Raw genomic sequence first — 18,883 nt, 5'->3', positions numbered from 1 at the left:
TTTGCGTTCCGTTGTCCAGCGTCGCCGCCGGACGTCACCGATCATCAAGTCAACCTGTCGAAACTCGTTAGACATAAGCTTATCCTCAAGCCTGTGCTTGAGCCTTCCTGCTTATGCTGAGTGTCCGGTCGAAAATGGGGGCAGTTCAGTGAGCCACATTTCAAATTCATTCATATTCGTATTCTTTAGGTGCCTAGCCACAAGCGCCAGAAGCCCCTTGTTGTCGTAGCATTTAGCAAGTGCGACGATGTCGTTAGATGAAACAGCGTCGGCAATGCGCTGCCGCGCCTCCGCCCCAATAGCGGCCACATCGAGCGCAGCAGTTTTTGTTGCGAATTCAGCGGCGATCTCGTCAATAGAATTTGCAGCGCTCAGATCAATCTTCTTTAAAGTGCGATCGATCCGTCTGCGGCAATAGCGTGCTGCGGCGCTTTCCACCAATGCGGGGGTAACGTCTGCCATCACCACTTGAAGAAGCGCGCGCAAACGCTCGTCGCGGGCGTCTCCTGTATAGCCCTCGTGCTCTGCTATTTTCGCACCAACGTCGGGAAGCAAGAACAGGTTCTCGATTTCAGATACTGGAAGAACCGCAATACCCAGAGTGTCAAGATGCGCAATTTCCGCGTCCGAGTAGTCGTCCGCATCGACAATTCCCGAACAGGTTACACGCGTAAGCCTCGCGTTGGCGCGCATAGTTACGACAGAGTGGATTACCTCTTCACACGAGCCACGCGGAATAATGGTCCAATCCGGATAACAGCAGCGATAGATGGCAATGTCCAGGCTCGTCCGTCCTCCCTCAACAAAGAGTACAGGACGACGACTGCCTAAGATAAGAGTTGTAATTTCCTCATCAAAGCCGGTTTCCTCTGGAACTGGCTCAATCGTCCAACCAGTTCCAGGTAGATAGTCGCGAATGACAAACTTCTGAGCAATTCGGGAGGCAGCGAATTCGAGGTCATGCGTGATAAAAACGAAGGCGCAGTCCGGCCGCGCGCCTTCTAACTCGTCCCACAGCTTATCCATGATGGACCGATGAACATGAAGCTCTGGTTCATCGAAAATCAAAAGGGTATCGGGATCAGCAGCAAGCACCTGCCCGATCATGTAGAAGACAGAGCGCTCACCATCGCTTAGTGCGCTAGCACTGTAGGGCACACTTGAACCACCAGCCCGCACATAGATGTCGTCTCCGGTTATTTCGAGCGTTCGGTGCGGAATAAGTCGTTGCCAGATATCTACAAGCTGTTCGAAATACGTCAATTCCGGCTGAGACGTATTTCCTTGTCGTAACCTCTGGTGGCTTCGCAACGTCGTGTTTGTTTGTTCGGCAAAGAGCGTTTGTAGCAAGAAGTCAAAATCATTCAGCATTCCGGTCGCCATGTCGCCATGCCACCGGCTTCCAACACGGTTGCCAAGGAAAGCGTCTTTATGAGCGTGTCCGGTTCGCAACCCCTTCAGCGCAACGTCCTGATTGATCTTGTCAACATTAGGATTGAGCGACAGCGCCCTATGTGCGGAGATTCGGTGCGCTCGGAGCTCGAGTTTACTCTCTATTTCGACTGCAAGCCGCGTCTTCCCCCCGCCGTTAGAGCCAACGAATATAATCGAGGCGCCCGCCGAAACTGCAAACGACGTTTCCCCAGTTGGACCTGGGACCGAGAATTCAAAGGCCATCAAAGAAGGATCCGGTTATGACGTGAAAAACGAAACTTGTATGTAATTGAAATTGTTTGACTTGGTCTCAGAAAGGCAGACTTCGAATCTCTTGTTACTTATCTGACGCACGGCGTCTTTAAGCAACCTTAGCCTGCCACTTTCCCCTCACTCCCCCACAGCACCCCCAGCCTTCTTCCAAGCATCAATCCCACCCTCAATATGACACGCACTCCCCACCCCGGCATCCTGCGCCGCCTGCACAGCCATCGCCGACCTCTCCCCAAACGCACAATAAAACACCACCCTCTTGCCCGTCGCCACCGCCAGCTCATGCAGCATCCCGCCCGCTGACAGGTTCTCCTGCAGATCCGCATAGGGCGCATGCAGCGCGCCCGGGATCACCCCGTGCCGCTCCCGCTCGCTCCTCTCGCGCAGGTCGACGATAACAACATCGCTCCGCCCCCGCAGCCCCAGCGCATCCTTCGCACTAACCGCCCAGCCCTTCCGCGCAATCTCCTCCTGGTGGAGGCCGATATGGCTGTTGGCGGGGACGGCGACGTCCATCATTTTCGGGTTGGGCAGATGCAGGTTGTTCATCAGCTCGGCATATTCCTCGACCGATTTCACCTGCAGGCGCGGGTTGAAGCGTTTTTCCTCGCCGATGGTGGAGACGGTGTCGCCCTTGTAGTCATGGGCGGGGAAGAGCAGCGTTTCCTCCGGCAGGCGGAGCAGCTTGTTGAAGATCGAGTCATATTGGGCGCGGGGATCGCCGTTCTGGAAATCGGTGCGGCCGGTGCCGCGGATGAGCAGCGTGTCGCCGGTGAAGATGCGGTCGCCCATCAGGTAAGAATAGGAATCGTCCGTATGGCCGGGCGTATAGAGCACGTCGAGGCTGAGGCCCTCGATGCCGACGCGGTCGCCTTCGGAAACGCGCATGGCCACGACATCCGCCTTGGTCTGCTCGCCCATCACGGTGATGCAATGCGTCTGGTCGCGCAGCGCGCCGAGGCCGGTAATGTGGTCGGCATGCAGGTGCGTATCCACGGCCTTGACCAGCTTCAGGTCCAGCTCGCGCACGAGCTGCATGTAGCGATCCACCTTTTCCAGCACGGGATCGATGATCAGCGCCTCGCCGCCCCGCCTGGAGGCGATGAGATAGGTGTAGGTGCCGGAAACACTGTCGAAAAGCTGTCGGAAAATCATCTGTCCACTCCGTTGCTGGCTTGGTTGTCCTGAACCGTGCTGCGAACTGCATCGGACTTATCGGCCGATCATAATATTGCGCCGGGGAAAGCGGAAGAAGCGGGCGGGGACGGATGACAGATCCGCCCTCGCCTAATCTTGGTAGCTGACGTAAGGCGATGTAAGCCTTGCCGTTACGTCATGGCCCGTAATCAGGTCAGGATCGGCTGCGGCACGATGCGGATATAGGGCTTCGGCTCCTTCCAACCCTGCGGATAGAGCTGCTTTGCCTCATCGTTGGAAACCGAGCCGGCGATGATCACCTCGTCGCCCGGCTTCCAGTTGACCGGCGTTGCCAGGCGATGCTTGGCTGTCAGTTGCAGGCTGTCGATCACGCGCAGGATCTCGTCGAAATTGCGCCCCGTCGTCATCGGGTAGGAGATGACGAGCTTGATCTTCTTGTCCGGGCCGATGACGTAGACATTGCGCACCGTCTGATTGTCGGCGGCGGTGCGGCCTTCGGATGTGTCGCCGGAAGCGGCCGGCAGCATGTCGTAGAGCTTGGAGACTTCGAGCGAGGGATCGCCGATCATCGGGAAATTCACTGCGGTGCCCTGCGTCTCGGCGATATCCATCGCCCAGCCGGAATGCCTGTCGACGGGATCGACCGAGAGGCCGATGATCTTGACGCCGCGCTTGTCGAATTCCGGCTTCAGCCGCGCCATGTAGCCGAGCTCCGTGGTGCAGACCGGCGTGAAATCCTTCGGGTGGGAAAACAGGATGCCCCAGTCCTTGCCCAGCCATTCATGGAAGGCGATCATGCCTTCGGTTGTCTCGGCGGTAAAGTCGGGGGCGATGTCGTTGATACGCAGTGACATGGTCTTGATCCTCTCTTGAGTTGCCGGCCTCCTCGGCCGGGTCGCGAAATCTGGGTTGATCCTGATCACACGCCGCGAAGTCATTGATGTCTGGCGTGTTGGATGTACGATGCAGACATTACGGACGACCCGTTCCCTCAGCGTTCCCCGGCGCAGCTTTCCGTGCGGCGGGCGGGAACGCGGCCGGGGCGCATATTCAGACATGGCTTTTTTTCTTCACTCTCCGGTTTTTGACCGGCCCGACTTCGATCAGATTGCATTCGACAGGGGCGTATCTTGAAAATCTCCATTCAGCTGCTCGGGCGCTTTGCCGTCCGCATCGATGATGCCGAAATTCCCGCGGCGGCCTGGAAGCGCGATCGCGCCGCCGCCGTCATCAAGCTGCTCGCCATCTCGCCAGAGCATCGCGTCCACCGCGAACAGGCCATGGATGCCTTCTGGCCGGATCTGGATGCCGAAGCGGCCGGCGCCAATCTGCGCAAGGCGATCCATTTCGCCCGCAAGGCGCTGAATGCGCCCGATGCGATTGCGATTTCGAAGGAGATCGTCACCTTCTCGCCCGAGGCAGAGGTGGAAACCGATGCGGCGCGCTTTGAGGCATCGGCGAAAGCCGCACTCCGCAGCAAGGACCCGGCTGAATGCGAGGCCGCCGCCGATCTCTATGCCGGCGCGCTGCTGCCTGACGATCGCTTCCTGGAATGGCTTGATAGCCCTCGCCAGCGCCTGCAGCAGCTCTATACGGACACGTTGCGTGCCGGAAAGCTGTGGCGTCGGCTGATCGCGCTCGACCCGACCGACGAGGAGGCGCAATGCGCCCTGATGCAGGCAGCGCTCGATGCCGGCAACCGCACGGAGGCGATCCGCCAATTCGACCAGTTGCGCGAAAGGCTGCATGCCGAACTCGGCGTCGGCCCGAGCCGCCCGGCAATCGAGCTTTACGAGCAGGCTCTCGCGCTTTCGGGCACGCAGCCCGCCGCACCCGTCGAGCGCATCCGCGCCTCGCTCGCCTGGGCGCTGGTGCATCTGCAGAGCGGCGAATTCGGCAAGGCGGCGGATCTGGCGCGGCAGACGCGCGCCGAGGCGCTGGATGCAGGGCTTGGCCGCGAAGTCGGCGAAGCAGGCGCCATCCTCGGCCTCACCGCCCATATGCAGGGCCAGTGGCGCGAGCTTTTCCGCAGCGAATTCACCGAATGGGTGCGCAAGCGCAGCGCCTTCGTTCCCGCCGTCTTCGATGGCCATCTCTGCCTTGCGGAATTCTGCCTCTGCGATGCGAAGGGCCACGGCCTGATCGCCGAAAGCGCCAATGAGCTGCTCGGCGTCGCCGATGAGGCGAAATCATCGGCCGGCCGCGGCCTTGCCTGCCTGATCCTCGGCGAAATCGCACGCTGCGCCGGCAATCTCGATGAGGCCGAACGGCTGCTGACCGAGGCCGAGCGTCTGCATGTGGAAGCCAATGCCATCTCCGGCCGGGTGCTTGTGCTGGAGCGGCTGGCGGAAATCGCCCTTGCCCGCGGCCAGAAATGGCGCGCCGGCCGGCTGATCCAGAAGGCATTCGCCGATGCGCAGGGCTCCTGGCTTTCCAACCACCTGCTCCTGCGCCTGCAGGCGCTCGCCGTGCGCTCCGCCACCAGCAGGGAGAAGCTCGCTGACGCCATCCTCACGGGCGACCGGCTGCTGACCCCCGGCGCCTGCCAGCCCTGCTCCATGGGCCTGCGCACCGCCTCGGCGATCGCGCTCGCCCAATCAGGCAATCTGGAACAGGTAGACAAGCGACTGAACGAAGCCGAACGCATCGCCGGCATGTGGCAGGGCGGCCCCTGGGCGGCTGCTTTGTGGGAAGCGCGCGGCGTGCAGCGCAAGGCGCAGGCCAACAAGATTCGCTCTGTCGCCGCCTTCGCGGAGGCCGCCGCCCGCTACGAAGAGCTCGGCCGGCCACTCGATCAGGCGCGGTGCCTGAGCCAGATGAACGAGGCGCAGATGGGCGTGGCTGTGTGAGCTGCCCGATTCCGGTCAAATCCCCGTTTTTACTGTGCAAAAATAATGCAAATGCCCGGCGGAAAGCACCGCCGGGCATTTATTAAGCAATAGCTGAAATAATTTCGCCGCGATTTAAAAAGTGAAATTGCGGTTCCATTATTCCGGCCTACAATGCTCCACGCTGGATGCTGCAAAACCAGTGGAGAAGGGTTGCCCACATCTTCCAAATCGGGTGGCCCTTCTCCTTCCATACAGCAAGCGGCGGCCAGTTTCTATTACATGCGTAACATTTTGAACGGGCATTCAAGAAATCCCCGGGCGAACGGGGCTGCACGATGACGTGATCTTCCAAAAGTTGAAGAACACAATCTGCGCCCTAGAACGTCTTCGAGGGGACGTTTGAGGGAATGTCGATGATCAGAGATAAAATGTCGGCGAGTCACTCGCCGATGCAGGAAGACGACGTCGCTCTTTGCCAGCGCGTCTACGAGCATATTTGCATGGCAAGACATATCGCCACCGACGGCGAACGCGAGGAACTGGCCATCCAGATCCTGCATTTCTATCAGCATGGGGTGAAGGACCAGGGCAGTCTGGAGCGTTTGTTGTTGTAGGTGGGGCAACATTTTTTCCGCAAAATTCATTAGGATAGATGGCAAGCGCCTCTGTCTGTTTGAGCCCTGATCCGGGCAGCGAAGCTCCCTGCTCTCCCGCGCCGGCCGGCATGACCGAATGAACCATTCACCTGCATTTGCGCACTGCTGACAGGAACTGTCAGCAGCCATGCCGCATGATGTCGAAACTACGTGCCTATCCGCCAGTCACCATCAGCCGGAACCCGGATAACCGAGGGATAGCTGGGCTTCAGTCCAGACACGATCGGAGCAGAGCGCCCGACATGAAGCCGCACCAGCGTATCTTCTTCATCCAGTTTGCCGTGGCCTTTTCGCTCGGGGCCTTCGTGTCGCGGCTGCCCGATCTTCAGCGCGCCTTCGGGCTGACCGAAGGCGAACTCGGCCTTCTGCTTGCGGTCATGTCGGCAGGCGTGCTCTTCGGCCTGACCTTTTCCGTGCGGTTCATCGAAAGGCTTGGCGCACGCACCACCGCCTTCGTTACCGTCTTCGGCGCCTCGCTGTTCTTTGCGCTGATCCCCTGGATGCCATCGGCCCTGCCGGCGGTGCCCCTGTTTTTCATTGCCGGTCTCTTCACCGGCGCATTCGAGATCAATGCCAATATCGAGACCGACCGCCACGAGGCGCTGCTCGGCCGCCGCATCATGAGCCGGGCGCACGGCATGTGGAGCGCCGGCTTCTGCATCACCGCGCTTGTCGGTGCCGGCATGCGGCAGGCTGCCGTTCCGATCGAGCTGCATATGGCCGCCGCTGTCGCCTTCGTGATCATCGCCGGCACGATCATTTTCGCCGGCATCGAAAACGCGCCGCTGCGGCAGGATGCCCACCCCGGAGATGCGCCGCTCATCGCCGTTCCCACGCTCGGGCTGCTGCCGCTCTGCCTCATCGGCGCGGCACCCCTTCTCGCCGAGGGCGCCAGCGTCGACTGGTCGGCGATCTACATGCGCGACGTCTTTGCGGTCGCGCCCTTCGTCGGCGGGCTCAGCGTGACGATATTCTCCCTGCTCATCGCCATCGGCCGGCTCGGCATGGATCCCGTCATCGACCGCTTCAATCCGCGCCCGGTCGCAATCGCCCTCCTGCTCATCGCGACAACCGGCCTCGTCATGGTCGCGACGGCGCCGCATCCGGTCGTCGCACTCCTGGGCTTCGGCCTGACGGGCATCGGCTGCTCCTCGGTCTATCCGCTCGCCATTTCCGCCGCAGCCCGGCGCACGGATCGCCCGGCCTCCATCAATGTCGCGGCACTCGGACAGACGACCTTCATCGTCTTCTTCGCCGGCCCGCCGCTGCTCGGCTTCATCGGTGAATATTTCGGCATCCGCTTTTCCTATTGGGCTGTCGTGCCTATCGTCATCGCCGCGCTGCTGGTCACCAGGGCGTTTGCCGCGACGCCTGCCGCGGTCGCCGGAGGTGCCGAGCCTGTTCGGCCGCATGGCTGACGCGGCAGGCCTCGGCGTAAAATCTGGCGACCCGCAGCTTGAGTTCAGCGGCGGTTGCAGGCTAAGCTGATGCTACTGCACCGAGCTCTTTTCAAGCGCCGCAAACTGCCCGCTGCGCCAGATCGAATGGCCTGCCTTGCCCAACCTACGGTTCGACAACGTAATCCATACCGGGAGGAAAACTATTGGGTTATCTGACCGACGAGGAACTTGCCCGGCTCAGGGTGGAAAAGATGATCATCCATCTGGTCGGCAGGCCGGGCGAGCCCTTTCAGCCGCGCGGCGAGATCAATGTCCAGCAGGAGGAATTCTTCCGGGCCCGCATTCAAAGCGAGGCCGGAGACGGCGTCCACTCCTTCGTTGACGGTTCCGACGTCCGCCAGCTGGTCGAGGCCATCGCCAGCGGCAGGCTGGGTTTCACCGAGGGTGGGCAAGCACTGTCCCGCCGCTTCTTCGAGCTTCACGTCCGCCAGAGCGTGGCCGGCGCCTTCTTCGTGCTGCAACTGCGCCCCGAAGTGGCGAATACCCTGCTTTTCGTGCTGATCAAATACGACTATCGCGAAGCCGTCGAGCTTTCCGATGCGAATGGGCGGAGCATTCTGCGGGCGATCGTCCAGGCCTTCGTCAAGGAGCGTCAGGCGGTCCAGAAATTCTGCCTGATCCGCGTCCGGGATGGAGTGGCCGATGAGATGGTCTGCGCCTCCGACCGCATGAAGGAATCGCCTGATCTGACCGACTATTTCGAGCGCTATCTCGGCGTGAAGCGCGCCAAGACCAATGCCGAATTGTCGAGCCGGCTGAACGAGGCGCTGCGCGGCACGCTGCAGGAGGTCAGGGATATCCTGCCCGACGCCGATGTCGGCGCCGCCATGTCGAAGGCCAAGCTCGCCTTGCAGGGCCGTGCCACGGTTTCCAATGCCGATGTCGTCGATGCCGTCATGCATGCCGCCGATCGCCCCGCCGATGAAAACCTGCTGGCGCGCATCGATACGGCCATGCGCCGGGGCCTGAAGCGCCAGCAGCTGCAGGATGTAGAATTCCGCCCGGACCGCGCCACGCTGGATATGCAGCCCCGGCAGTTCGTCCGCACCGCCGAGGAAGTGCGGCTGGAATTTCCGGGCGCGGAACTGGGTCGCAGCGTCACCCGCGAGACCGACGACGATGAGATAGTCTTTACCGTTCGCACGCGAAGATTGGTGGAAGATGGCACCCTCCCAGTCAAAACTCGCTGAAGCGCTGAACACTCTCATCGACGAAAAGAAGGCGACCGTCACCGAAACGGCGGCCGGCATTTCCGTCTACCAGCTCGAAGGCCCCGATGCCGACGGGCTCTACACACTGTTCGAAGAGGCCGGGTGGAAGAAGATCATCTGCCGCGACAAGGGCGGCGAGATCCCGCGCCATCTGATAGCCGCCAATGGCAAGGGCCTGACGATCACCGCCGAGAGACCGGCGACGCCTGATGGCATCGAGGTGATCCTGACCCGAAGCGGGTTCGAGGCGCTGCTGGACAAACCTCCGGAATCGACGATCGTCTGGGTCGAGGGCCTGACCGCTGCCATCGACACAAGGGCCGTTCGCTATGGCCCCTGGTGGCACGAGGGCGAGTTCAAACCCGAGGGCGGCGCCGAAAGCGTCGCCAGGGTCACGCGCCTGCTGGGCAGGAAGGGACCGGGCGACCATCTCGGCCGCTGGCTGCTGAAAGCGCCCGCCACGCCGGTTCATGAGAAGGCGCTCGAGCCGTGGCGCGAGCGGGCGGCCTCGCGGCTGCTGCGCGCCATGGCGCAGGAAATCGAGCCCGACAACAAGCTGCTGTTCAAGGGGCCACCGCCGGCGAGATTCATCGTCGAGGACGAGGAGGATCTGGCCGCCGACCTGTTTGCCACGCTCCAGTCGGTCGCCACATGGCTGCTGGAGAGCGATCGCGAGCTGGAAAACCGCCACGGCCTGCTGGCCGCCGAAATTGCGCGAACCGCCACGCGCGGCGGCAGCGCCATGGATCTGGCAGGTACGTTGCGCCTCGCTCTCGAAGGGGCGCGCATCGCATACAGTTTCGGCGTCACCCAGCAGAACAAGGACACGCTCAGGGCGCTCGGCGACCTGCGCAAGGCGGTTTCGGAAGACACGGCAAAACTCTCCGAGATCATGCGCACGCTGGGCACGGCCGTCGCCGGCGCCGTCTTCGCCAATATCGGCCTCATCATCGCCCGAATGAATGTGCCGGCCGGCGGCAAGTTCGTAGGCCCGGCGGCAATCCTTGTCGGCATCGTGCTCGCCATTTATGTCCTGTCGGTCATCGGCAGCGGCGTGCATTATATCCGGGTACAGGGCTACCTGCGCAACGAGTGGCGCAACAGCCTCTACAGGTTCCTCTCCGACGACGATTACAAACGCCTCGTCGAAACGCCCGTCGCCCGCGCCGAAACCGCCTTCTGGTGCGTGGCCGCAGCGGGGATACTGATGCTGGTGATTTCGCTGGCGGCTCTGTTCAGGATCGTGAGTGCCTGAGCGGTCGGTGCCGAGCCCCCTGGCTCAAGCCTACCCCACCCTGCGCTATGCAAATCCCCCTCCATGCTCTACAAAACGCCATCACCATTGCCAGGAATATCCAGCCAATGACGATACCCACAAAGCTCGCCGACTGGCTCACGCCCGATCGAACTGCCCTGCTGGTCTACGATATGCAGATCGGTATCGCCCGGCAGGTCGAGGGCTCCGAGGAAACGGCGCTGCGCATTGCCGATATCGTCGCCGCTGCCCGGCGAGCCGGCATGCGCATTGCGTTCTGCCGCCATCTTTCGCTGCCGAAGCCGTGGATGGGGCTGTTTGCGACGCGCATGGCCATGACATGGCAGCGCACGGATGATCCCGGGCAGGTCAAACCCTGGTTCTTGCGCGACAGCGAAGCAGTGCAGATCATCCCGGAATTGCAGCCGCAAGAGCAGGATTTCGTTTTCGACAAGCTCGGCATGTCGGCTTTCGAGGGAACGCCGCTCGCGCTCGCCATGCGCGACGCCGGCCTTTCGGCGTTGGCGATCTGCGGCATAGCCATGGAAATCGGCATCGAGCCGACCTGCCGGCAGGCCGCCGACCTCGGCATCGTTCCGATCCTGATCGAGGATGCCTGCGGCTCCGGCCATGCGGAAGCGGCAAAACGTTCAGTCGAATCCCTTCGCTTCATGGGCGATACGATCGTCACCAATACGGAAGGATTCCTGCAGGCTGTTGCCCGCTCGCGGTGATGTCCACGGTTGACCTGCGCATACGCCCCCTAATTAAAACCGGGCTTGTTTGCGAAGGAGGCTATGTTGGCGGCACTTATTGAAGACTATGCCCTGATCGGAGATTGCGAAACCGCTGCGCTCGTCTCCAGGAACGGCTCGATCGACTGGCTCTGTTTTCCGCGCTTCGACTCCCCCGCCTGTTTTGCCGCCCTGCTGGGTACGCAAGAGAATGGCTTCTGGTCGCTGTCACCAACAGGTGACGATGTCAGCGTCACGCGCCGTTACCGGGACGACACGCTCATTCTCGAAACCGAGTTTCAGACCGGGACCGGCACCGCCATCATGACGGACTTCATGCCGCTGCGCGATGGCACCAGCGACCTGATGCGCATCGTCGAGGGCAAGAGCGGCGCCGTCGCCTTCGACATGGAGCTCAACCTTCGCTTCGACTACGGGCGAACCGTTCCCTGGGTCACGCATGGCGAAGACGGCGGCATCACCGCCATTGCCGGGCCGGACCGGCTGACGCTGAACTGCGCCGTGCCGCTCGAAGGCCGCGGGATGAGCACGGTCGGCTCCTTCAAAGTTGCGGCCGGCGAGAGCCAGATCTTCACCCTCACCTGGTCTCCCTCGCATCTGCCGCCGCCGGCCCAGCGGCAGGTGGAATATGCGCTGCCGGACACCGAGGAATTCTGGCAATCCTTCGCGGCGAAGTGCCCCAAGGTGGGCAAATGGACAGAGCAGGTAAAGCGCTCCCTCATCACGCTGAAGGCCCTGACCTACATGCCGACAGGCGGCATCGTCGCCGCCGCGACCACCTCCCTGCCCGAGAAGATCGGCGGCCCGCGCAACTGGGACTATCGCTATTGCTGGCTGCGCGACGCGACGCTAACCCTGCTCGCCCTGATGAAGCTTGGCTATTACGAGGAAGCACACGCCTGGCGCAACTGGCTGCTGCGTGCGGTGGCCGGCGCCCCGGCGCAGATGCAGATCATGTATGGCGTCGCCGGCGAGCGCAATCTGCTGGAATGGCAGGTTCCCTGGCTGAAGGGCTATGAAGGCTCGACGCCCGTGCGCATCGGCAACGCCGCCGCCGAGCAGGTGCAGCTCGATGTTTACGGCGAGGTGGCGGACGCCATGCTGCAGGCCCGCAAGAGCGGACTGCCGTCGCATCCGCGCGGGCGCGAACTGGCGACCGCCATTCTGCCCTTTCTCGAAAAAGTCTGGGTGGAGCCCGATGAAGGCATATGGGAGGTGCGCGGCCAGCGCCAGCATTTCACCTATTCGAAGGTCATGGCCTGGGTCGCCTTCGACCGCGCCGTCAAGATTGCCGAGGAGGACGGCGAGCCCGAAGCCGCCGCACGCTGGCGAGCCATCGCCGATCGCATCCATGCCGAGGTCTGCGAAAAGGCCTTCGATCCCGAACTTGGCTGCTTCGTTCAGGCTTACGGGTCCAGGGCGATGGATGCCAGCCTGCTGCATCTCGGCATGGTCGGCTTCATCCCGCCTGATGACCCGCGCTATGTCGCGACCGTCGAAGCGGTCGAACGCAAGCTGATGCGGGATGGCCTGCTGCTGCGCTACGAAACGCTGGAGGTCGATGACGGCCTGCCGCCAGGCGAAGGCGCTTTCCTCGCCTGCAGCTTCTGGCTCGTCGATGCCCTCTACATGATCGGACGGCGGGACGATGCGCAGCACCTGTTCGAGCGGCTGCTGGCGATCTGCAACGATGTCGGGCTGCTGGCGGAGGAATACGATCCCGTTGCCGGGCGCATGCTCGGGAATTTCCCGCAGGCGTTCAGCCATATCGGGTTGATCAACAGTGCGTTGAACCTCTCACCGGTAGAGGGGCCGGCGGATCAGCGTTCGGCTTGATGGGGCGATGCGCTGGGTCCTACCTCAGTCACCAGGTGAGATAAGAGCGAGCGTGAGCCCGCGGGCGCATACGTGCCCGCCTCCGGCTTGGCGACGGAGAAAAGATATCGTCTCCAATAGACATCACCCTATTGTCCAGGAATCCGAACGATTCATTCGTTTCCCTTTTGTACTCTCAACCCCTTCCATTTCATGATGACAACAGCCATATTCCGCGCATGGCAAAATCTCCGAAGAAATCCCCCGCTTCGAATGGCTTCGAAGAAGCCCCCCAGTCGTCGTTTGAAGGTGCGCCGCTCAGCGGCAGCGTCTCCGATTGGGTGAAGCAGCTCGAGGCCGATGCCGAGCAGGCGGGCGTCGAGAGCCAGCGCGAAATCGCCTCCAAGGCGGGCAAGCACCGCAAGAAGGTGGAGAACGAGGCGCGCAAGCATACCGAGGCTGTGAGCGTCAACAAGAAGGCCACCATCAGCAAGACGGCGCGTGGCGTTTCCATCGGCGGTTCGTCCGACCCGAAGACGCGCGCGGCCGCCGGCCTCAATCCCGTGGCCGGTCTCGATATCTCGCTGGAAGATGCCGGCAATCTGGCGCCCGGCAGCGTCACCGCCACGGTGGAGGCGCTCTCGGCGCTGATCGAGAGCGGCAATCCGCTGCACAAGAACGGCAAGATCTGGACGCCGCACCGCCCTGCCCGGCCGGACAAATCCGAAGGTGGGATTACCATCCGCATGGATTCCGAATACCAGCCGGCCGGCGACCAGCCGACGGCGATCCGCGATCTCGTGGGCGGACTGGAGACCGGCGAGCGCAGCCAGGTGCTGCTCGGCGTCACCGGCTCGGGCAAGACCTTCACCATGGCCAAGGTGATCGAGGAAACGCAGCGCCCGGCGCTGATCCTGGCGCCGAACAAGACACTGGCCGCCCAGCTCTATTCCGAATTCAAGAATTTCTTCCCCGACAATGCGGTGGAATATTTCGTTTCCTACTACGATTATTACCAGCCGGAAGCCTATGTGCCGCGCTCCGACACCTATATCGAGAAGGAAAGCTCCATCAACGAGCAGATCGACCGCATGCGCCACTCGGCGACGCGCTCGCTGCTCGAACGCGACGATTGCATCATCGTCGCTTCCGTTTCCTGCATCTACGGTATCGGTTCGGTCGAGACCTATACGGCCATGGCCTTCCAGATGAATGTCGGCGACAAGCTGGACCAGCGCCAGCTGCTGGCCGACCTCGTGGCCCAGCAATACAAGCGCCGCGACATGGATTTCCAGCGCGGCTCCTTCCGTGTGCGCGGCGATACGATCGAGCTCTTCCCGGCCCACCTTGAGGATGCCGCCTGGCGCATCTCCATGTTCGGCGACGAGATCGATTCCATCACCGAATTCGACCCGCTGACCGGCCAGAAAACCGGCGACCTGAAATCGGTGAAGATCTACGCCAATTCGCACTACGTCACGCCGCGCCCGACTCTGAACGCCGCCGTCAAGTCGATCAAGGAGGAGCTGAGGCTTCGCCTCGCCGAGCTTGAGAAGGCCGGCCGCCTGCTGGAGGCCCAGCGCCTGGAGCAGCGCACCCGCTACGATATCGAGATGCTGGAGGCCACCGGCTCCTGCCAGGGCATCGAGAACTATTCGCGCTATCTCACCGGCCGCGACCCCGGCGACCCGCCGCCGACGCTCTTCGAATATGTGCCCGACAATGCCATCGTCTTCATCGACGAAAGCCATGTCACCGTGCCGCAGATCGGCGGCATGTACCGGGGCGACTTCAGGCGCAAGGCGACGCTGGCCGAATATGGCTTCCGCCTGCCCTCCTGCATGGATAACCGCCCGCTGCGCTTCGAGGAATGGGATGCCATGCGCCCGGATACGATCGCCGTGTCGGCGACGCCCGGCAACTGGGAAATGGAACAGGCCGGCGGCGTCTTCGCCGAACAGGTCATCCGCCCGACCGGCCTCATCGATCCGCCCGTCGAGGTGCGCTCCGCCCGCAGCCAGGTGGACGACGTGCTCGGCGAAATCCGCGAAACGGCCGCCAAGGGCTATCGCACCCTCTGCACCGTGCTGACCAAGCGCATGGCCGAGGATCTGACCGAATATCTGCATGAACAGGGCGTGCGCGTGCGCTACATGCACTCGGACATCGACACGCTGGAGCGTATCGAGATCATCCGCGATCTGCGCCTCGGTGCATTCGACGTACTCGTCGGCATCAACCTGCTGCGCGAGGGCCTGGATATTCCCGAATGCGGCTTCGTCGCCATTCTCGATGCCGACAAGGAAGGCTTCCTGCGCTCCGAGACCTCGCTGGTCCAGACGATCGGCCGCGCCGCCCGTAACGTCGACGGCAAGGTCATCCTCTATGCCGACAACATCACCGGCTCCATGCAGCGCGCCATGGACGAAACCTCCCGCCGCCGCGAAAAGCAGGTGGCCTACAATACCGAGCACGGCATCACGCCTGAAAGCGTCAAGGCCCGCATCTCCGATATCCTCGATAGCGTCTACGAGCGCGACCACGTGCGCGCCGATATCTCCGGCGCCTCCGGCAAGGGCTTCGCCGATGGCGGCAACCTCGTGGGCAACAACCTGCAGACCCATCTCAACGCGCTGGAAAAGTCCATGCGCGACGCCGCCGCCGACCTCGACTTCGAAAAGGCCGCCCGCCTGCGCGACGAAATCAAACGCCTCAAGGCCGTCGAACTCGCCGCCATGGACGACCCGCTCGCAAGAGAGGAAGCCAAGTCGATGGAAGGGATCAGACGGAACGCCAAGGCGACCCGCGAGTCCCTTCTCCCCGCCGGGGAGAAGGTGCCCGGCAGAGCGGATGAGGGGGCTACACCCTCCTACTTCGCCAAGCCGCACCTCGACGACATGGGCCACGACCCCACCACCCCCGCCGACAGCAAGACCCTCTTCCGCCGCAACACGCTGGATGAGATGACCGTGGGCCGGACGGAAAAGCCCGTGGTTGGACCTGTGCCGGAAAAGCCGGATGCGGCAAAGGGCACGCAGCGGTTTTCGCCGTTGCTTGAGGGGCAGCCGGAGCGCGATGATGTGCGGCCGCTGGTGCGCGGGAAGACGGGTGTCGGGAGCTATGAGGATCCGGGCGAGCAGAAGCGCAAGAGCCGGACGAAGGGTAAGACTGGGCGGCCGGGGCGGTAGGCTCACAAACTCGAGCCGAGATCATTGGCGGCCAGATCCCCCTCGTCCAAGCTCTAAAGCGCTCGCACGTTACTTTTGTCGACTGCGCTTTATCACTTCGCCAAATAAATCTTCGTCCGATTGTATATGAGTCGATAGCTCGTCGAGGTAGGACTTGAGCCTTCCCTGTGGCGAAGAGTTCTTCTTCACAGGTTTGGTGTAATTGGCGATTGCTCGAACCACCTTTACCGGGAGCAGTTGCAGTAGCACACGAGCGCCCTTCATATCAGTCAACCCTACGGTTCGAGCGTCGTAGGACCCAGGAAATCCTCCCAGTTCTGGAAAGAACTCGCCCTGGTCAGCATTGTAGGTCTTCACCTGTTTGGCGTCGACATCAGAGAGAATGCGTTTTAAAGCGATGGTCTCAAGCCTTTGCGATTCCGAGGCTATCAAGCTCGGGTGCCTAGCTCTCAACTCTTTGATGACATCATCATGCGTGTAATAGCCGCGAAGGCCAAGCTCATGTGCAATTCTTCTCAAAGCGCTGCGTAAGTTCATCTCATCGAACTCCGATGTGCGTCAACCAACCACATTGCGTGCATGCGAATCGCTAGATCAAAGCATGAACATAGTTCGTAGACACGTCAAGCACTCGACCCCACAGAGCGCTAGCAGCTAGGCCAACATGAAGAATTTCGACTCTGATTGGCACGATGATGGCGGTAAATCGCGACCGAAATCCGGCACGCCAAGTCCTGAGCAGCCTCTACCGACTGAACGTGAGGAACGGACGAAGACAGGGTTTGGCATTAGATCAACTTACCAACGCCAGCGGCAGATTAACTACCTGCTAACGTCTCTGGGGCGCAGGCGCCATTGCGCCTAGCTCACGAAGAAATCTGCTCGCCATCGCATTAACGTTGCCGTTGTTCAAATTAAACGCCTCTTTGTATGAGAACTGTCTGAAACTTGATATCGTCAGCGTTCCCGGCTTACCTTCATTTGGCAACGCCTTGACTCGAGTGAGAGCCACGTAAAAGAGCCGGCGCTGCTCTTCCGTCTTTCTGCCTCGCTCAAGAGCATTATCTTCTGGATCTAGAAATCTCGGCAATAAACCGTCTACAACACTTGTGATATAAACGACGGGACATCCAAGCCCCTTGCTGCCGTAAAGAGTCATTATCCTCACATAGTCGACATCCGCCGGGAAGTTTGGCTCGTATATCTTTTCAACTATCAGATCTTTCAATTCTCGTAGCTGAATTTCGCCTTCGCCCGCTTCCAGTTCTTCACCGAAAAGATCTCTTATGCGATCAAAAACGAATTCATCTGCTGGAAAAAGGAAATCAAGGCGCTGAGCGCTCCCCTGTATCTGCGCGAGTTCCCCGATTTTTGCACGGATGGTCCGAAAACGATCCAGCAGACCACGCGTATGCGGCAAACGAATTCGGCCTGCATCTATCTCGCCAAGAGTATCCCACGGCGCTAATCCCGTTTCTTGGCAAACCGCCTTCAAGCGGGCGTACTGAGGGGCTCTGTAATTATCGCTGCCAAATCCCAACAACCAACGCAAAGCTGGCCTATCATCATGGTCACAAGCGACCATAAGGAGGGCCAACCGTTCAGTAACTTCATCGGTCTCTAGTTCACTTTCGGACAAATACTCCCGATGCGGAATGGCAGCCTCTCTCAGTCGATTAGCTATTTTCATTCCTAGAATTTTACGCGGTGTGAGGACGAGAATGTCTCCGGGCGCCGTTCCACTCTCAATCCTCTGAACAATATCTGCCGCTATGCCATTGGCCTCCTCATCAGTTCCTAAAAACTGAATTATGGAAACACTTCCGACACCTTTTTCCGGTAGCGCTCTAAGCTGGTGATTTGCGCCGCCTTGATTGTTTGCGATCAGACTGTTGGCCATAGACACAACTGTCTCAGGGCACCTGTGACAGTCGAGTAGCTGATGATCACCTCGATCTAAATTCTCAGCCTCCCACTCAAGTATACCCTCGCGGTGGGCGTGCTTAAAACTATATATGGATTGATGTTCATCGCCGACGATAATCAGGCCCGCATCTCTTGAAAGTAATCTAATTACCCCCTGTTCGATTTTGTTTAAGTCTTGATATTCGTCAACAAGTATGTGCGAATACATTTCAAATTCTGCTGCAGCAGGATTATCCCGGAGATATATGTAAAGATAAGGTATCAATTCACCCAGAAGCATTGATTTGCTGAATTCCAAATGCGAGACGAGTTCAATACGAAACTGGGTATCTAAGGGATCAATTTCTACCACAGGCTCATCTATTTGCTCTCGTGCGAACCCGGCTTCATAGGCAGCAATGCGCTTTGCTCGCAGCCTCTTATCCCCGAACCTTGCATCCAAATCATAGAGAAGTGGCTCAACTTCGAACTCCAGCATAGGCCTGGTAGTGCGACCTAAAGCATCCATCACGTGCTGCTGTCTCAATATTTTCATGGCAAGGCTGTGAAGCGTTCTCGCTTCTATTTCTGCTGCTCCCGCCACGTCCAGGCTGTGCAGCTCACGCCTAATATCTTCGGCAGCGATACGAGTAAACGTTACCGCCAATATCCGCTCCGGTATGACACCCTGCTCAAGAAGGCGTGCAACTCGCCTTCTCATTGAGAACGACTTCCCCGTACCAGGCCCGGCCATTACTCGAATTCGCTCACGTGCGTCACTTGCGATATTGTGCGCCGGACTACCAACAACTAGACCATTATCCCAAGGCATGAATCACCCTCATAAATTGATCTAACGATAACAACTCAACATAAATGCGCAAGGATCAACTAAAGCTTGCGAAAGCTCCTCCATACTCTCGATCATTTGATACGAAGCAG

Annotated in this window: 13 protein-coding genes; 8 read left to right on the top strand and 5 right to left on the bottom strand. The window is 60.4% G+C overall.

The window, feature by feature from the left end; genetic code table 11:
- Positions 1–111 precede the first annotated feature (111 nt).
- The 3 genes from AC1DUP_RS16675 to AC1DUP_RS16665 form a co-directional block, all read right to left on the bottom strand.
- A complete protein-coding gene (locus AC1DUP_RS16675) occupies positions 112–1,677 on the bottom strand; it encodes an AAA family ATPase (protein WP_477833234.1) in 1,566 nt (521 codons plus the stop codon).
- Between the two features lie 147 nt (positions 1,678–1,824).
- A complete protein-coding gene (locus tag AC1DUP_RS16670; RefSeq protein WP_477833233.1) occupies positions 1,825–2,862 on the bottom strand; it encodes an MBL fold metallo-hydrolase in 1,038 nt (345 codons plus the stop codon).
- 191 nt (positions 2,863–3,053) lie between these two features.
- On the bottom strand, positions 3,054–3,719 hold the full coding sequence (locus tag AC1DUP_RS16665) for a peroxiredoxin (RefSeq protein WP_113301385.1): 666 nt from the start codon (positions 3,717–3,719) through the stop codon (positions 3,054–3,056).
- A 276-nt stretch (positions 3,720–3,995) separates the two neighbouring features.
- Here AC1DUP_RS16665 and AC1DUP_RS16660 point away from each other — a divergent pair, with 276 nt between their 5' ends.
- From AC1DUP_RS16660 to uvrB, 8 genes are all read left to right on the top strand, one after another.
- Positions 3,996–5,714, top strand: coding sequence for a BTAD domain-containing putative transcriptional regulator (locus tag AC1DUP_RS16660; protein WP_477833232.1), 1,719 nt, complete (start codon positions 3,996–3,998; stop codon positions 5,712–5,714).
- A 395-nt stretch (positions 5,715–6,109) separates the two neighbouring features.
- A complete protein-coding gene (locus tag AC1DUP_RS16655) occupies positions 6,110–6,310 on the top strand; it encodes a hypothetical protein (RefSeq protein ID WP_113301388.1) in 201 nt (66 codons plus the stop codon).
- Positions 6,311–6,594: 284 nt separating this feature from the next.
- Entirely contained in the window at positions 6,595–7,770 is a 1,176-nt protein-coding gene (locus tag AC1DUP_RS16650) for an MFS transporter (RefSeq protein ID WP_477833231.1), read from the top strand.
- 185 nt (positions 7,771–7,955) lie between these two features.
- Positions 7,956–9,002, top strand: a complete 1,047-nt coding sequence (locus AC1DUP_RS16645; protein ID WP_477833230.1) for a hypothetical protein — start codon at positions 7,956–7,958, stop codon at positions 9,000–9,002.
- Positions 8,974–10,278 carry a hypothetical protein gene (locus AC1DUP_RS16640; protein ID WP_477833229.1) on the top strand — a complete coding sequence of 435 codons (1,305 nt, stop codon included), beginning with the start codon at positions 8,974–8,976 and terminating at the stop codon, positions 10,276–10,278. The genes AC1DUP_RS16645 and AC1DUP_RS16640 overlap by 29 nt, the downstream gene beginning before the upstream one ends.
- Positions 10,279–10,385: 107 nt before the next feature.
- Positions 10,386–11,012, top strand: a complete 627-nt coding sequence (locus tag AC1DUP_RS16635; RefSeq protein WP_477833228.1) for a cysteine hydrolase family protein — start codon at positions 10,386–10,388, stop codon at positions 11,010–11,012.
- A gap of 66 nt (positions 11,013–11,078) precedes the next feature.
- A complete protein-coding gene (locus tag AC1DUP_RS16630; protein WP_477833227.1) occupies positions 11,079–12,869 on the top strand; it encodes a glycoside hydrolase family 15 protein in 1,791 nt (596 codons plus the stop codon).
- A gap of 218 nt (positions 12,870–13,087) precedes the next feature.
- On the top strand, positions 13,088–16,036 hold the full coding sequence (gene uvrB, locus AC1DUP_RS16625; RefSeq protein WP_477833226.1) for an excinuclease ABC subunit UvrB: 2,949 nt from the start codon (positions 13,088–13,090) through the stop codon (positions 16,034–16,036).
- Between the two features lie 69 nt (positions 16,037–16,105).
- On the opposite strand, the gene AC1DUP_RS16620 is transcribed toward uvrB, so the two are convergent.
- Together AC1DUP_RS16620 and AC1DUP_RS16615 are read right to left on the bottom strand one after the other, a co-directional pair.
- Positions 16,106–16,573: a hypothetical protein gene (locus tag AC1DUP_RS16620; protein WP_477833225.1), complete on the bottom strand. Its 468-nt coding sequence runs from the start codon at positions 16,571–16,573 to the stop codon at positions 16,106–16,108.
- Positions 16,574–16,865: 292 nt separating this feature from the next.
- The gene (locus AC1DUP_RS16615) at positions 16,866–18,773 is read right to left on the bottom strand and encodes a UvrD-helicase domain-containing protein (RefSeq protein ID WP_477833224.1); all 1,908 of its coding nucleotides are present in this window, start codon (positions 18,771–18,773) and stop codon (positions 16,866–16,868) included.
- Positions 18,774–18,883: the final 110 nt, after the last annotated feature.

The sequence above is a fragment of the Rhizobium sp. 01L419 genome, assembly GCF_056400025.1.
This window is presented reverse-complemented; position numbering and strand designations above follow the sequence as displayed.

Coding starts and splice junctions, on each gene's coding strand:
- AC1DUP_RS16675 (WP_477833234.1), bottom strand. CDS start 1,677: ATGGCCTTTGAATTCTCGGTCCCAGGTCCAACTGGGGAAACGTCGTTT.
- AC1DUP_RS16670 (WP_477833233.1), bottom strand. CDS start 2,862: ATGATTTTCCGACAGCTTTTCGACAGTGTTTCCGGCACCTACACCTAT.
- AC1DUP_RS16665 (WP_113301385.1), bottom strand. CDS start 3,719: ATGTCACTGCGTATCAACGACATCGCCCCCGACTTTACCGCCGAGACA.
- AC1DUP_RS16655 (WP_113301388.1), top strand. CDS start 6,110: ATGATCAGAGATAAAATGTCGGCGAGTCACTCGCCGATGCAGGAAGAC.
- AC1DUP_RS16650 (WP_477833231.1), top strand. CDS start 6,595: ATGAAGCCGCACCAGCGTATCTTCTTCATCCAGTTTGCCGTGGCCTTT.
- AC1DUP_RS16640 (WP_477833229.1), top strand. CDS start 8,974: ATGGCACCCTCCCAGTCAAAACTCGCTGAAGCGCTGAACACTCTCATC.
- AC1DUP_RS16635 (WP_477833228.1), top strand. CDS start 10,386: ATGACGATACCCACAAAGCTCGCCGACTGGCTCACGCCCGATCGAACT.
- uvrB (WP_477833226.1), top strand. CDS start 13,088: ATGGCAAAATCTCCGAAGAAATCCCCCGCTTCGAATGGCTTCGAAGAA.
- AC1DUP_RS16620 (WP_477833225.1), bottom strand. CDS start 16,573: ATGAACTTACGCAGCGCTTTGAGAAGAATTGCACATGAGCTTGGCCTT.
- AC1DUP_RS16615 (WP_477833224.1), bottom strand. CDS start 18,773: ATGCCTTGGGATAATGGTCTAGTTGTTGGTAGTCCGGCGCACAATATC.